The following is a 14,568-nucleotide window of genomic DNA, read 5'->3' as shown; positions in this document are numbered from 1 at the left end:
TAACCCGGCGGGAAATTGGCCGTCCAGCATGTGGATTTCACCGGAACGCGCCATTTTTTTGGAACCAGATTGAACATCTGGATCAGGGCACAGTGCTTTCTATCAGAAAACCAACTGTTCGTGAAATTTACTATCAGACTAGCCTTGCGGTATTTCGGCGGTATAACCAAATTTCATGCAAACAGCGCCAACTCTCAATTTACATTCCGAAACCCGCGACCTATAGTCCCTGGCCCCGGTGCGCCGAGCCGATGCAATCCTGCGGTGCCGTGCCTGTCCAATGTCTCAGGACACGCGGCGCCACAAGCCGCCGGCCCGAACAAATCCATCCGATCATGCAACGCCTGCTTCTCATCCTTGGCTGCCTGCTGATCGCAGCCGCCGCTGCCTGGCCCTGGCTGTCGAAGCTGCCACTTGGGCGGCTGCCCGGCGATATCCATATCGTCCGGGACGGGTTCAGCTTCTACTTTCCGATCACGACCTGCATCCTGGTGTCGGTGCTGGTGTCGGTCGTGATCTGGATCTTCCGGCGCTGAGCACTGGCAGGCGGACTAGGCTTGCGCCTCGGTCCGGAACACCGCCACCGCCCGCTGCATATGCAGCGCCTGTTCCTGCAGCGACTGCGCCGCCGCGGCGGCCTCCTCCACCAGCGCGGCGTTCTGCTGCGTGACCTGGTCCATCTGCGTCACCGCCTGGTTGACCTGGGCGATGCCGCTGCTCTGCTCGCGCGAGGCATGGCTGATCTCATCCATCATCGCCGTCACGCGGCCGATGGCGGCAACGGTGTTCTCCATGGTCGCGGCAACGTCCAGCGCCAGCGTGTTGCCCGACGCCACGCGCTGCGCCGATTGCGAGATCAGCGTGCGGATCTCCTTGGCCGAGCTGCCGGCGCGCTGCGCCAGCCCGCGCACTTCGGTCGCCACCACCGCAAAGCCGCGGCCGGCCTCGCCCGCGCGCGCGGCCTCCACCGCCGCATTCAGCGCCAGGATATTGGTCTGGAAGGCAATGCCGTCGATCACCGCGATGATGTCGACGATGCGCCGCGAATCGGCCTCGATCTCCTGCATGGTCTGCTGCATGCGCCCGACCGCGTCGCCGCCGGCGCGCGCCACGTCAGACGCCTCGCGCGCCAGCTCGCTGGCCTGGCCGGCATTGCTGGCGTTCTGCTGCACGGTGGCCGTCAGCTGCTCCATGCTGGCCGCGGTCTGCTCCAGCGACGAGGCCTGCTCCTCGGTGCGCTGCGACAGGTCGATATTGCCCTGCGCGATATCGCCCGCCGCCGCCAGCACGTTGTGTGCGCCGGCCTTGGTGTCGCCGATCAGCGCGCGCCAGCTGTCCACCAGCGACAGCAGGTGCCGCTTGATCTCGCTCAGTTCATCGCGCCCGCGCACCGCGATGCGCAGGGTCAGGTCGCCCGCGTTGATGCGTTCGACCATCTCCGCCACCTGCCGCACGTCGCCGCGCGTGCCGCGGCTGAAGCCGATGAACAGGTAGAACGCGGCGGCCACGGTCACCAGCGCAATGCCCGCCAGCAACACGAACTGCCTTTCCTGCGCCGCGACACGCTGTGCCAGCATGGCGCCAGCGACCTCGGCAAACGCGTTGTTGGCGGCCGCCACGCCTTCGATGGCGGCGGTGGCCTCGTCGAAGTAAGCCTTGGCATCGATGTCGATGCCGGTCGCGCCCAGCATCCGGACCTTGAGCGTGCGATGGAAATTGTCCATCGCGGCGAGTCGCGCCAGCGCGGCGCCGATGCGCGGCCGGTACGCCGGTGCCGCGTTCCCGACGCGCGCGATGTCGCGCCGCACCGTTTCCAGCCCCTCGTGGATTTGCTCGGCGAGCGCGCCCAGACCCGCCTGCTGCGCGGCATCGGCATAGCCGCCCTGCGCGATGATGCCGGCCCCGCGGCCGCGCGCCAGCGCGCTCAGTTCGGCCAGGCGCGGCATCGGGCCCACCAGCAGGTTGATCAGGTAGTAGGAGCCCGCTTCGCTGTCCAGCGCCAGTTGCGAGCGCTCAGCCACGTCGCCGATAAACGCCTGCGTCTGCCGCACCAGTGCGCTGTGGCGCTCGAACAGCGGCCCGGCCATGGTGTCCAGGCCAAGCCCGCGCAGATGCTGCCAGTCCTGCTCCAGCTTGCGCGCCCCGGCCCCGAGTTCAAAGGCAGGATTCTCCGCGATGCTGCGCGTCAGCCCCGCCAGGCCGGCCGCGGCCTTGTTGTCGGCCGCGTCGAAGGTGGCGCGAAAGGCCGTATTGCCCGACAACACCGCATTGGCGGCGCCGCGCCGGACCTGGGTCTCGCGCATGAAGTCGAGCGCATGCCCGACCACGGCAAGCCCCCGCATTTCATCGCCGGTGGTGCGGATCGATCGCGCCGCATCGCTCAGCACCACGTACATCGCGCCGCATAGGGGCACCAGGAACAGCACGGCGATCAGCGCGAGCTTGCGGTTGATATTCAGGCGCGCCATCAGGCGCTCGGCAGGAAGGAAAATGGGAGTCATGGCAGTCGCGGAACTTGGCTTGGTTTTCCTCCTATCGGCCTTGATTTGCAGGCCTGAAGCACGAATTTCGAAGGTCTTGATGATGCGCAAATCCAGTGCAGAAAACGCGCTGAAGTGGGGCATAAAGCACGGGTTGCGGGCAGCGTCGGCACCGCTGCCTGCCCGCGTGCACCGAAGACGTGTGGGGCATCGGGCAAGGGGTGACGGCGGCCTGTCCGGCCTTGTGCCCTTGACGGCATCGTCTTCGGCGCCTCCCTGAGCAAGCTCATGCGCGACGGGTCCGCTCGCCGCGCTCGCGCCGCCGCGGGCCCGGGCTCCCGACCATACCTGGCGTGGGAATCGCTTGCCGCATGGCATCGACAAACAACCTGAGCTTCGCCGGATAGAAGCGCGCATAGGGGTAGACCAGGTAGATCGGCAAGGGATCGGCCTGCCACTGCGGCAGCAGGTGCAGCAGCCTGCCGCTGGCAATGTCATCGGCAAAGATCCAGGCCGAGCCGACGGCAACGCCCAGCCCCAGCCGGGTCGCCGAATGCAGCGCATAGAGGCTGTCCGTGCTCATGCGCGGCTGGAATGCGATGCCTTGTCGCGCCAGCGTCTGCGTGTTCTGCAGCACGACCTCATTGCGATAGAAGGTGCGCAGCGCCAGCCATGGCAGGTCCTCCAGGTCTTCCGGCCGGCGTGGCAGCGGCTTACCCTCAAACAGCGACGGTGCGGCAATGACCGCGCGCGGCACGTCGGCGAGCCGCACCGCCACCACGCCGGGTTCATGCACTTCGCCCACATGGATCGCGCAATCGATGGCCTCGGCGATGAAATCCGGGGTGCGGTCATGCAGCAGCCATTCCACCGAGACTTCGGGGTACTGCTGCAGGTAGCCGGCCAGCGGGCCGACCAGCAGCTCCTGCCCGAAAGCGTGCGGCACCACCACGCGCAACGTGCCGGCCGGCGCATGCCCGACCCCGCGCACGTCGGCCTCGAACATGGTCCAGTCGGCCACCAGTTCCTTGGCACGCTCATAGCAGCGCTCGCCGTCCTCGGTCAGCTTCATCGCATGCGTGGAGCGCTGCAGCAGGCGCACGCCGAGCAGCCGCTCCAGCGTCTGCAGGCGCCGGCTGACGGTGGGCTGGGTCGTCTGCAGCTGCGCTGCCGCCATCGAAAGGCTGCCGGCCTCGACGATGCGCTCAAAGGTCTGCAACAGCTCGATGCGGTCGGCGCTGGTGGCGCCGCGGGCGGCTGCCCTGCCCTGCATGGCGGTGGTTCGCTGCGATGCTGGCTGGCGTTTCATACGCATCTCGTATAACCATTGTTCATCCCGCACGTCTACCAGAATCGGCCCGCGTGGACAACACTTCGAGCCATCCAAACCTGCCTGCGGATCTCGCAACCTCGATATGTCCTCTGTTCCCGCCACCCCATCCGCCGCCACCATTGCCAGCCCGCCCCTGCCGGGACGCCTGGTGCTGCTGCTTGCCGTCGGCGCGGGCCTGTCAGTCGCCTCGCTGTACTACAGCCAGCCCATGCTCGGGGTGATGGCACCCGACCTGCATGCCTCCGATTCGGCAACCGGCGCCATCCCGACCCTGACGCAGCTCGGCTATGCGCTGGGCATCCTGCTGCTGGCGCCGCTGGGCGACCGCTATGACCGCCGCCGCATCATCGTGGCCAAGGCAGTGGCGCTGGTCGGCGCCTTGCTGCTGGCGGGCCTGGCGCCCGGCATTGGCGCCTTGCTGGTATCCAGCCTGGTGGTGGGCCTGGCCGCCACCATGGCCCAGGACATCGTGCCCGCTGCAGCGGCGCTGGCGCCCGCGGCGCAGCGCGGCAAGGTGGTCGGGACAGTCATGACCGGATTGCTGCTGGGCATCCTGCTGTCGCGGGTGGTGAGCGGCTTCGTCGCCGCGCACTTCGGCTGGCGCACCATGTTCATGATTGCGGCGGCCAGCATCGCGGCGGTCGCGCTGGTTGCCCGGCGCCAGTTGCCGCGCTTCACGCCCACCACGATGCTGCCGTATGGTGCGCTGCTGGCCTCGCTGGCGGCCCTGTGGCGCGAGCATGGCGCCTTGCGCCGCGCGGCCCTGGCGCAGGGGCTGCTGTCGGTGGGCTTCAGCGCGTTCTGGTCCACGCTGGCAGTGATGCTGCATGGCGCACCATTCCATCTCGGCAGCGAGGCCGCGGGGGCGTTCGGCCTGGCCGGCGCCGCCGGCGCGCTGGGCGCGCCGCTTGCCGGGCGCCTTGCCGACCGCCGCGGGCCGGAGCGGGTGACCCGGCTGGGCGCGGCACTGGCGGCGCTGTCGTTTGCCGCCATGCTGCTGACCCCGCTGGTATCGCCGCATGCGCAGTTGTGGCTGATCGGCGCCAGCGCCATCGGGTTCGACCTCGGTGTCCAGATCGCCTTGGTCGCGCACCAGACCATCGTCTATGGCATCGATCCGGGCGCGCGCAGTCGCCTGAATGCCGTGCTGTTCGTCTGCATGTTCACCGGCATGGCCGTCGGCGCCGCGCTCGGCAGCCTGGCACTGGCGCGTTTCGGCTGGACCGGCGTGGCCGCGCTGGCGAGCGCCGCCGCGCTGGCTGCGCTGGCCGTGCGGCTGACGCCGCGGCGTGGCGCGCGCTGAGCGCCAGCTCCCGGCCTGGCATGCAGAGCCTTCGCGCCCAGGCCGCCCGGGCCTCTACGCGACGGGCGCGATGCCCTCCCCGTCCGTGCCGGCCTCATCGCCGTCTCCCGGCGCCAGCGGAACCTCCACCGTCAGCGCCGTACTGCCCGGCGCCGACCGGATCTGCAAGCGGCCGCCGATGGCCGCCGCGCGCACCCGCATGTTGCGCAGCCCGCGCCCGCCGCGCGTGGCCCCGGTGTCGAAGCCGCGGCCGTTGTCGGCCAGCGTGATCCGGATCACCTGCGCGTCCATGTCCGCGTGGGCGGTCACGGTAAGGGCGGTTGCCCGTGCGTGCTGCAGCACGTTGGTGATGCCTTCGAGCAGCAGGTATTGCAGCTCCTGCACCTTGCGCGCGGTGAAATGCGCCAGCGCGGGCAGGCGCTCGACCTCCCAGTGGATGTCGAGACCCCCATCGGCGATGCGCGGACCCAGGCGGTAGCGCAGGTTGCCCAGCACTGCCGCCAGGTCGCCGCCGGTGTCCTGCATGGCGTCGATGGAAAGCTTCAGCGAATCCAGGGCGTGCCGGACCTGCACGGCGATTTCCGGGGAGCTGGCCTTGCCGGATTCCAGCATCGAGATCGTGGTGACAAGCTGGCTGCCCAGGCCATCGTGCATGTCGCGCAGGATGCGGCCGCGCTCGCGCAGCGCGGTCTCCTCGGCGGCGATCTTCTGCGTGCGCGCGAAGGCCGCGCGCAGCTGCGCCTCGCGCTGCGCGACGCGCTCGGTCAGCACCTGGTTGGCGTCCTGCAGGCTCTGCACCGCGCTGGTGTAGCGCTCCACCAGCATCCACGCCATCACCACGCTGAACGGCACCGACACATAGCGGGTCATGGAATGGACCCAGTAGTAGTCGCCGGTCAGCCAGACCTTGATCCAGTCCGCCAGGAACAGCAGCGCCGACACGCCCACGGTGGCGGCCAGCAGCGTCGCCTCGCGGCTGGGCCGGCGCAATGCGCCCCATACCATCGCGCCGGCCACGGTCAGGATGATGCCCACCTTGACCAGCCAGCTCAGCGGAAAGACCATCGGGTGGCTCGACATCGCGGCCAGCGGCGCGACCACCGGCAGCGCCAGCCACAGGTAGGCGTTGAGGGTGCGGTGCAGCCAGCGCCACGGCACGCGGATCACCAGCAGGCAGAAGCGGGCGATGGCGCCCAGGAATACCTCGCGCGCGGCGGCGACGATATAGCTGCGCAGCTCCGCGGGAATCGCCAGGTCATCGACAAAGTAGTCGAGCAGGCGCACGCTCCAGGCGACCTCGGCCAGCCCGTACAGGCCGAACAGCGGATCGCGCTGGCGCCACCAGATCAGCAGCGCGAGGCCGCCCAGCACGACACTGAGCACCGCCGCAATCAGCGGGCCGACCACGCGCAGGCGGAAGGCCTGCTCGAACTGCGCGCGCACTTCAGCGGCCGGACCCACCGTCACCGGCAGCAGGCCCGAGCGCGCATAGGCGCGCGCCGCCACGGTGATGCGCAGCAGGTTGCCGTGCGCGCGCGCCAGCTCGGGCGGCACGGCCACGTAGTAGGGGCGCTTGGCCAGCGCCGACGAGGGTGCGTCCAGGCGCCCGCCGGCGGCGATCAGCACGCCATTGACGCGTACCTCGTAGCTGCCGCCGGCCCATGGCACGAACAGCCCCCCGGGGTCAGCCGCGGGCCAGTTGCGGTCAAAGCGCAGTTCGTAGGCCAGCGTGCCGGACTTGCCCGGCTGCTCCCGGTCCCAGTAGTCAGGCAGCGTCAGCGGGCGCGCCGGCAGCACCGTGCCGTCGGTCAGCGTGGCCGAGCGCGTGGCCGCGGCCAGTTCCATCGTGCCCGCGGCTGCCGCCACGCCGGACAGCATCAGGCAGGCCCATGCCAGCAGCACGGCAAGCACGATCCGGAGGTGGCGCGGCCGATGCAGCATGGGGTGGGGTCACAAGGACTTGAGCAGGCCCAGCTTGGCCGCCTCGAACACGGCCTCGCCGCGCGAGCGCACTGCCAGCTTGCCGTAGATGTTCTTGATGTGCGATTGCACGGTATGCACGCTCAGCCCCAGATAGCGGGCAGTCTCGGCATAGGTATAGCCGCGCGAGATCAGGTCCAGGATCTCGTTCTCGCGCACCGACAGCACCACGGCGCCGGTGGCCGCGGCATCGCGCGCAACCGCCTCTGCCGGCGCGCCGCGCAGCCGGTTCACCACCTGCCGCGCGATCAGCGGGCTCATCGGCGAGCCGCCCGCGCGCAGTTCGCCGATGGAGGCGGCGATGCGGTCCGTGGTTTCGTCCTTGAGCAGGTAGCCGATGGCGCCCGCCTCGATGCTGGCCAGCACGTGGTGGTCGTCGCCGAACACCGTGACCACCATGCAGTCGCAGGCGGGATAACGTTCGCGCGCGGCGCGGATCACGTCGATGCCGCTGCCGTCCGGCAGGCCGAGGTCGCACAGCAGCACGTCGGGCTGGTGCTGCGCCAGCCAGGCCAGGGCCTCCGCCGCGCTGGCGGTGCAGCCTGCCACCACGGTGGCCGGCGCATGCATCTCGACGGCCTGCACCAGGCGGCTCAGCGCCGCCGGGTCATCCTCCACGATCAGGACACTAGTTGTGCTTGCCATGCCTGTCTCTTCCCGAGCCATGCCGTTGTGCCGCCCGTTGCGCCGGGCACGACGGCGGATTCTGACATATCCGTCCGCACCAGGGACGGCCGCGCGGCCTCCCTCAGGGTAAACGCCGCCGCCCCCACCCATCGCACAGTCTGCCGCGGTTTCCCATCCCATATTCTGGGGAGGCGCCTGAATCCACCTGCCCCTATGATCCGGCAAAACAGCCCAATCGGCCGCAGCCGGCAGTGCGGGCAACAAGACAGGCAAACAAGCGGGAATACGGGGAAGACCACCGTGACACATAAGACAGCCGGCACACCGGCCGCACGGGAAATCGGGCATGCAAGGGGGGAGCCCGCAGGCACCATCCCGGCAACGGCCGCGGTGCGGCTGGCTGCCGGGATGGCCGCGTGCGGGCTGGCGGCGTTGCTGGCCGGTTGCCTGGCCACCGCACCGAACACGGCCGGCGTGGCCGCCATGGAGCTGGACGTCAGCCGCAAGGGCCCGGTGTCCGGCGTCGGCCTGGACGGTCACGACATCGTGGCCATGGCTGACCAGATGATGCGCGACATCCTGGCGCAGCCGCGTTTTGCGCCGGGCAAGGATGGCAAGCGCCCGCGCATCGCCCTGGACAGCGCCAACTTCATCAACGACAGCTCACAGCCGCTGGACCGGCAACTGATCGTGGACCGGCTGCGGGTCAGCCTGAACCGCGCCGCGCAATCCCGCATCCAGTTCGTCAGCGCGCAGACTGCCCTGGTCGAACGCGAGCGCCAGGCCAAGCGCAGCGGCGCCACCGATGCCGGCACGCTGGGCCTGACCCGCGCGCGCATCGGTGCCGACTACAGCCTGTCCGGGCGCATCGGCTCGCTCGACAGCCGCAGCGCCGCCACCGGCATGGTGCAGCGCTACATGCAGATCTCCTTCGAGCTGGTCGAGGTCGAATCGGGCGAGCTGGTCTGGAGCAACATCTATGAATTCCAGCGCGCCGCGGCCGACGATGTGGTCTATCGGTAGGCGCGCCGGCGCGCTGGCGGCCTGCCTGCTGGCGCTGGCTGGCTGCTCCACCACGCCCCCCGCCCATCGCGGCTGCACGCCGTGGCGGCAGCAGCATGAGCGCCCCGCCCTGCCCGTCTCGTTCCTCTCGCCGGAGCTGGCCGACATGGTCGGCGTGCGCGAGCTTGGCATCGCACGCACCGCCAGCGGGCTTGGCTCCGTCAGTGCGGGCCTCTACAACTGCGCCGAATTCGACGTCGCGCTGCTGGTACGCACCCGCTTCCGCCCGCAGCAAGGCGGCACCGCCCCCGAGCCGCCCAGCGCCTGGCGCACGCTGGTGCTGCCGCCGCGCACGCAGCTCGACTACGCCGAGCACGCCGTCATGGCCGGCTCATTGCCGGGTGCGCTCGAAATCCTGGACGCGCAGCGGGCGCAGCAGCCCTACCGCCCGGGCCAGCTCTACCCCGCGCTGCCCGGGCCAGCACGCCCATGACGATGCGTTATGCCCGGTCCTGCCGGCACCCCTGACATCCATCCCGTTCTGCAGCCATGACCGGAGCTTGTTCCATGCCACGTCCTTCCTTGCTGGCGGCCACCCTCGCCGCCGTCCTCCTTGCCGGCTGCGCCGCCCCGCAGATGGCGCTGAAATCCACCCGCACCGGCGGCGACAGCTCGCCCCAGGTGCGCGCCGATATGGCCGGCAAGGCCGACCTGTCCAGCCTGAACGTGGGCGATACCGTGGCCGTGTCCCCCGGCAACAGCAAGGTCGTGGTGGCCTCGACCCCGCTGGTCTACACCCTGTATGAAGACGGCATGGTGACCCAGGCCGAAGTCAAGCGGCAGCTGGCGGTCAACCGCAAGGACGTGCCCAGGATCGAATTCATCAAGGGCGAACTGCACCGCGGCGACTTCATCCGCCGCGAGATCCTGCTGGACCTGCACAGCAAGGACCCCGACGAGTTCAACCGCACCATCCACTTCCTGGCCTTCAACCGCGGCGACAAGGCCTTCCGCGGCGACCTGACGGTCTATGACCTGCTGCCCGCCGAGCTGGAACTGGTCAAGCTGGGCAGCGCCAACAAGTACACCGACCAGACCATGGTCAAGGGCGTACTGAGCGGGCTGCCGTTCCTGTCGCTGGTGACGCTGGCGATGGACAACTATTCGAAATCCGATGAGCAGGTGGCGATGCGGCACGAGCGGCTGGACCAGGTGCAGAAGTTCACGTTCCAGCGGGTGGTGCTGGAGCCGGGCCAGGCGATCGGCTTCACCATGAACGTGCGCTACCAGCTGCCCGGCGAACAGGAGCTGGCCGATCTGCGTGAAACCGCCGCGCCGCTGGCACAGCACCGCTGAGGCCGGCAATGCGGATCCGCAAGACTGCCCGGGGGATGCGGCGCACCGCCGCCGCACTGGCCGCGCTGGCGCTGGCCGCGCCCCTGCCGGGGGCGGCGGCCTGGTTCGACGGCGAAGAGAAGCGGCTGGCGGCCGAAGCCGACCGCTTCGTTGCCGACAAAGCCGCCGAACTCCAGCGCATCCTGCATACGCTGTACATGGAAGGCGAGTGGAATGCCGTGCTCAACTTGAACCTGCTGGGCCTGGCCGCGATCGAGGCCGGCCAGCCGCGCCTGGCCGGGCGCGCCTTCGACATGGCCGCGGCGCGCATCCTGCGCATCTATGCCGACGACCCCAACGCACAGCAAGCCAAGTCGCTGTGGTCCGCCGAAAGCGTCAAGGACTGGAAGGGCGAACCGTACGAACGGGCCATGACCTTCTACTACCGCGGCCTGCTCTATGCCAGCGCCGGCGACTACCAGAACGCCCGCGCAGCCTTCCTGCAGGCCGACATCCAGAACGCGTTCGGGCAATACGAGCGCTATGACGGTGATCAGGGCGGCTTTGCGCTGATGGCCTGGCTGGCGGCCTGGGCCTCGCAATGCGCCGGCGACAGCGCGCGCGCGGCTGAGCTGGCGGCGCGCGCGGCCAGGCACGCACCGGAGCCGTTCTACGCCCAGCCGCGCGGCACGCTGCCGCGGCACCTGAGCGTGTTCGAGCTTGGCATCGGCCCGGAGAAAGTCACGCTGGGCGACACCAGGAGCATCCTCGGCTTCCTGCCGCAAGGCGCGGCAGGACGCACGCCGCGCATCGCCTATGCATCGGCGGTGAAGCCGATGGCCTCAGGCACTGCCGCCGACCTCGACCGCGTCGCGCTGACCCGGGGCGGGCGGCCAATCCAGGGCATCCTGGATGGCAAAGCCGTCTTCAAGGAAAACACCGCGACCATTGCCGATGCCGCGGGAGCGCTGTCCTCGGGCCTGGTGAATGCTGCGTTGTCGGGAGCCAACAGTGGCAATGCCGGCCTGGCGCAGGGACTGGGCGCAGCCGGGGCTGCCGGCTCGCTGATCAGCCTTGCCGCGGGGGCGATGTCCAGGGCGGCCAATGCCGAGGCCGATACCCGCTACTGGGCATCGCTGCCCAAGATCGTCTACCTGCAAGGCCTGGCTGCGCCGCTGGCATCGCCGGCCGTGCAGTTCACCCCTGGCGGCGGCGGCAAGCCGCGCTCTGCCCTGCTGCAAAGCCGCCATGGCGAATGCTCGCTGGCCTGGGGCCGTGAATATTCCGCCTTCGATGCCGAGCATGGCGGCGTGGCCAATCCCTCGCCCTGGCCGGCCGAGCCGGTCGAGTCCGGGCGCGAGCGCGCCAACGCGGTCCTGCGCACCGAACTGCTGGCCCTGCCGTTCGGCCAGTAGCACAGCCCCCGTTTGGGGGATATTTCCCACTTTTCCACGAAATTAGAGCGCTTTTGCCAGTTCTGTCGAATTTTGCAACCTGTACGCTACAATGCCTCGTCGTCAGCCGACGGGGCTGGCGGATCTGGAGAAAAACAGAATGAAGACGGGAAAACTGGTGGTAGGGCTGGCGCTGGCCGGGTTGCTGGCGGGATGTGAATCGATGGACGGCGCAATGTCCTCCATCAGCGGCGTGCTCGACGGCACCGGCGACGTGCTGAGCGGCGACTTCCGCATGCTGGCGGATCCGAAGCCGGCTTCGCTGGGCGATATCTGGTCGGACTGGAAGAAGAACGAAATCACCGCGAAGAAGAAGTGGGATTCGCAGGCAATCCTGGTATCGGGTACGGTCTCCCGCATCACCAAGGTGGATGGCCTGGGCAAGTCGGACGACACCATCGCCGTCTACTTCAAGGACTCGGTCAATCCGCAGTGCACCGGCAAGGCGCTGATGCGCGACGCGCTGATGGTCAACCAGAAGAAGATCAGCAACCTGCAGACCGGGGACAAGGTCAACGTCACCGGCGTGCTGGCGACGCGCGATTCGGAAATGGCCAACAGCAGCAATACCGAATGCTATTTCGCGTTCAGCAAGTCGAAGATCGAATCAGCGGCCAATACCACGGCAGCTGCCGGCAGCGCGGCCGCTCCCGCCAAGGCAGCCACGACCACCAAGTCGACCAAATCGACAAAGTCGACCAAGACCAGCAGCACGAAGTAAACCAGCCAAAGGCGGCGACGGGCGGCAGTATGGCCGCCTCGCCCCAGGCTGCGCGTCTGGGCGTCCCTGCCTCGCACCATGTGGATCCTGCGGCACGGCACGCCCGTCCGGCCCTGCATCCCTTACAAGCTCTGAAACCGTTGCACGGTAGCGCACGCCAAAGTGCCGCAAATCCCCGTCCGCGGGGCACCCCCCTCCACACGGTACGAATCTTGCCCCTTCCTGATTACCCGCCAGCGGTTCGCGCACGGCATGTGCGCCCGCACATGGCGCCACACGCACACTGTCAGGAAAACAGCATGGGCTACTACTACGATGAGCGCAATGCGCGCAACGCGCGCCAACGCCGCCAGGCATGGCAGGACGATGACTGGCAACCTGAATCCGAACAGGAGCGCTGGCAAGCGCGGCGTCGGCGCCAGCAAATGGCCCCGGGCCAAACCAGCTACGGCGGCCCCGCCCGCCCGGACCGGGATTTCAACGAAGCGTACGGCGCCCGCAGGTACCCGGCACACCCGTCCGGCGAGCGTTACGGCAGCAACCTGCGCTACGGCCTGAACGGCGGCTATGGCTGGGAGCGTGCCAGCGAATGGCGCGACCCGCAGGCGTGGCAACGCGACGACGACAACGCCGAGCGCCAGTGGCGCCGCAGCGCCGAACGCGCACGGGATCCGCGTGAATCGCCGCGCACGCGCGGCCATGACACCCACTTCGGCGACCTGCGCAGTGACACCCGCTACTGGGTCGACCCGCACGAGGACTGGGAAGAGAAGCAGCGCTATGAAATCCGGCGCCACAGCCCGGGCTACCGGGAATATGCGCAGCGCCGCGGCTGGGAAACCGACAGCCCCGATGACGAGCGCGAAGGCTCGCATGGCGTGCTCTACAACCTGGGCCGCCGCATCGGCGAAGCCGTGGGCGACTGGTTCGGCAGCTCCGAACGCCGCACCGGCCCGCGCGGCTACCAGCGCAGCGACGAGCGCATCCGCGACCAGATCTGCGAGCAGCTCAGCTACGCTCGCGGCGTTGACGTCAGCGACGTCAGCGTCGACGTCAGCGAAGGCGTGGTGTCATTGACCGGCACCGTGCGCGACCGCGGCCAGAAGTTCTATATCGAAGACCTGGCCGACGGCACCTACGGCGTCAAGGAAGTCAACAACGACATCCGCGTGCGCCGCGAGGCCCCCGAAGCCCGCAGCACCAGCGATGTGACCGGCAGCACCTGGCGCGGATAACGCCAACGGTGGCGGGGGCCCCAGGCCGAGATCGGCCTAGGCGCCCGCCACGCCAACCTCCGCCGCCAGCCGTTCGCGGATAAACCCCAGGAACGCACGCACACCCTCAGGCAATGTGCGGCCGGCCAGCGTCTGCAGTTCGACCGCGCGGCTGCGCATGCCGCGCTCCCGGATCGAGGCGGCGTGCAGTTCACCGCGGCGCAACCTGTCGCCCACGGTGACGGCGCCGGAGATCGACAGCCCGCCACCGTGCAGCACGAAGCTGGTCAGGGTCTCGAAGTGGTTGGTCACCAGCACCGGCTCGAACACCACCCCGCGTTCGCCGCAAGCGATGTCGAACAGCTGGCGCACGGTGTTGTCGCCCTCCGGCAGCGCCAGGGGATAAGGCTGCATCTGCGCCAGCGTGACGCTGCGAAAGCGCGCCAGCGGATGGTCCGGCCGCATGATGGCGATCACCGGCGCGGGCTGCCGGTGCTCCACGCGGATGCCCTGCTCCGCGGCGCGGCTGTAGGTGATGCCGATGTCCGCATCGCCATGCAGCACGATGCCGGTGACCTCGGCCGGCGACGCCACGCGCACATGGAACTGCAGGCCCGGATAGCGCTGGCGGAATTCGGCAATGATGCGCGGCAGGAACTCGATCGCAAACCCCGCCGAGCTGGCCACCCGCACCCGGCCCCGGCGCAGGCCCTGCAGCGCGGCAATCTCTGACACCACCCGATCGGCTTCCAGCGCGCCGCGCAGCGCATAAGCTGCCAGCAACTCCCCGGCGGCACTCGCCACCATACCACGCGGCCGGCGGTCGAACAGCGGCACGCCGAGCAACGCTTCGAGCGCGCCGACCTGGCGGCTCACGGCCGACACGGTGACATTCAGCCGCTGCGCCGCCTCGGTCAGCGAGCCGCTGCGTATCACCTCCAGGAAATAGCGCAGCGAGGTTTCCTGCAGGCGATGCGACAGCATGGGCGGCTCCGGGGGCTGGTTTGCGTTTTACGCAAGGATATTTGAAAAAATCATCGATTGCGGGAAACCGTGCGCCGCCCGTATGCTTTTTCCCGACACCACAGGAGACCCCCGAGCCATGGCGCCCACCCGGAC

General features: G+C 68.9%; 13 protein-coding genes. 8 read left to right on the top strand and 5 right to left on the bottom strand.

Annotated features, from left to right (window positions below):
• The first annotated feature begins 335 nt into the window (after positions 1-335).
• Positions 336-536, top strand: coding sequence for a DUF2905 domain-containing protein (locus AC3WRR_RS24930; protein ID WP_010810842.1), 201 nt, complete (start codon positions 336-338; stop codon positions 534-536).
• Between the two features lie 15 nt (positions 537-551).
• Here AC3WRR_RS24930 and AC3WRR_RS24925 read toward each other — a convergent pair whose 3' ends face one another.
• On the bottom strand, positions 552-2,501 hold the full coding sequence (locus tag AC3WRR_RS24925) for a methyl-accepting chemotaxis protein (protein ID WP_492298391.1): 1,950 nt from the start codon (positions 2,499-2,501) through the stop codon (positions 552-554).
• Positions 2,502-2,766: 265 nt separating this feature from the next.
• Positions 2,767-3,789: a LysR family transcriptional regulator gene (locus tag AC3WRR_RS24920; RefSeq protein ID WP_492298390.1), complete on the bottom strand. Its 1,023-nt coding sequence runs from the start codon at positions 3,787-3,789 to the stop codon at positions 2,767-2,769.
• A gap of 106 nt (positions 3,790-3,895) precedes the next feature.
• Here AC3WRR_RS24920 and AC3WRR_RS24915 point away from each other — a divergent pair, with 106 nt between their 5' ends.
• Complete coding sequence (locus AC3WRR_RS24915) at positions 3,896-5,116, top strand: MFS transporter (RefSeq protein ID WP_010810839.1); 1,221 nt, start codon at positions 3,896-3,898, stop codon at positions 5,114-5,116.
• A gap of 54 nt (positions 5,117-5,170) precedes the next feature.
• On the opposite strand, the gene AC3WRR_RS24910 is transcribed toward AC3WRR_RS24915, so the two are convergent.
• Positions 5,171-7,057 (bottom strand): sensor histidine kinase, encoded by a 1,887-nt coding sequence (locus AC3WRR_RS24910; protein ID WP_492298387.1) that lies wholly within the window; start codon positions 7,055-7,057, stop codon positions 5,171-5,173.
• Between the two features lie 9 nt (positions 7,058-7,066).
• Positions 7,067-7,741, bottom strand: coding sequence for a response regulator (locus AC3WRR_RS24905; RefSeq protein ID WP_011617771.1), 675 nt, complete (start codon positions 7,739-7,741; stop codon positions 7,067-7,069).
• 282 nt (positions 7,742-8,023) lie between these two features.
• Here AC3WRR_RS24905 and AC3WRR_RS24900 point away from each other — a divergent pair, with 282 nt between their 5' ends.
• The 6 genes from AC3WRR_RS24900 (at position 8,024) to AC3WRR_RS24875 (ending at position 13,470) form a co-directional block, all read left to right on the top strand.
• Positions 8,024-8,746 (top strand): penicillin-binding protein activator LpoB, encoded by a 723-nt coding sequence (locus AC3WRR_RS24900; protein WP_246840229.1) that lies wholly within the window; start codon positions 8,024-8,026, stop codon positions 8,744-8,746.
• Positions 8,730-9,218 carry a putative periplasmic lipoprotein gene (locus tag AC3WRR_RS24895; protein ID WP_010810835.1) on the top strand — a complete coding sequence of 163 codons (489 nt, stop codon included), beginning with the start codon at positions 8,730-8,732 and terminating at the stop codon, positions 9,216-9,218. Before AC3WRR_RS24900 ends, AC3WRR_RS24895 begins: the two co-directional genes overlap by 17 nt.
• A 74-nt stretch (positions 9,219-9,292) precedes the next feature.
• The gene (locus AC3WRR_RS24890; protein ID WP_010810834.1) at positions 9,293-10,081 is read left to right on the top strand and encodes a hypothetical protein; all 789 of its coding nucleotides are present in this window, start codon (positions 9,293-9,295) and stop codon (positions 10,079-10,081) included.
• A gap of 8 nt (positions 10,082-10,089) precedes the next feature.
• Positions 10,090-11,475, top strand: coding sequence for a hypothetical protein (locus AC3WRR_RS24885; protein ID WP_492298384.1), 1,386 nt, complete (start codon positions 10,090-10,092; stop codon positions 11,473-11,475).
• Between the two features lie 139 nt (positions 11,476-11,614).
• Positions 11,615-12,235 (top strand): OB-fold protein, encoded by a 621-nt coding sequence (locus AC3WRR_RS24880; protein WP_010810832.1) that lies wholly within the window; start codon positions 11,615-11,617, stop codon positions 12,233-12,235.
• A 299-nt stretch (positions 12,236-12,534) separates the two neighbouring features.
• Positions 12,535-13,470, top strand: a complete 936-nt coding sequence (locus AC3WRR_RS24875; RefSeq protein ID WP_011617774.1) for a BON domain-containing protein — start codon at positions 12,535-12,537, stop codon at positions 13,468-13,470.
• A 36-nt stretch (positions 13,471-13,506) separates the two neighbouring features.
• Here the strand turns inward: AC3WRR_RS24875 and AC3WRR_RS24870 are convergent, their stop codons facing one another.
• Entirely contained in the window at positions 13,507-14,433 is a 927-nt protein-coding gene (locus AC3WRR_RS24870; RefSeq protein WP_010810830.1) for a LysR substrate-binding domain-containing protein, read from the bottom strand.
• Positions 14,434-14,568: the final 135 nt, after the last annotated feature.

The sequence above is a fragment of the Cupriavidus sp. FW305-3-2-15-C-LB2 genome, assembly GCF_058787575.1.
This window is presented reverse-complemented; position numbering and strand designations above follow the sequence as displayed.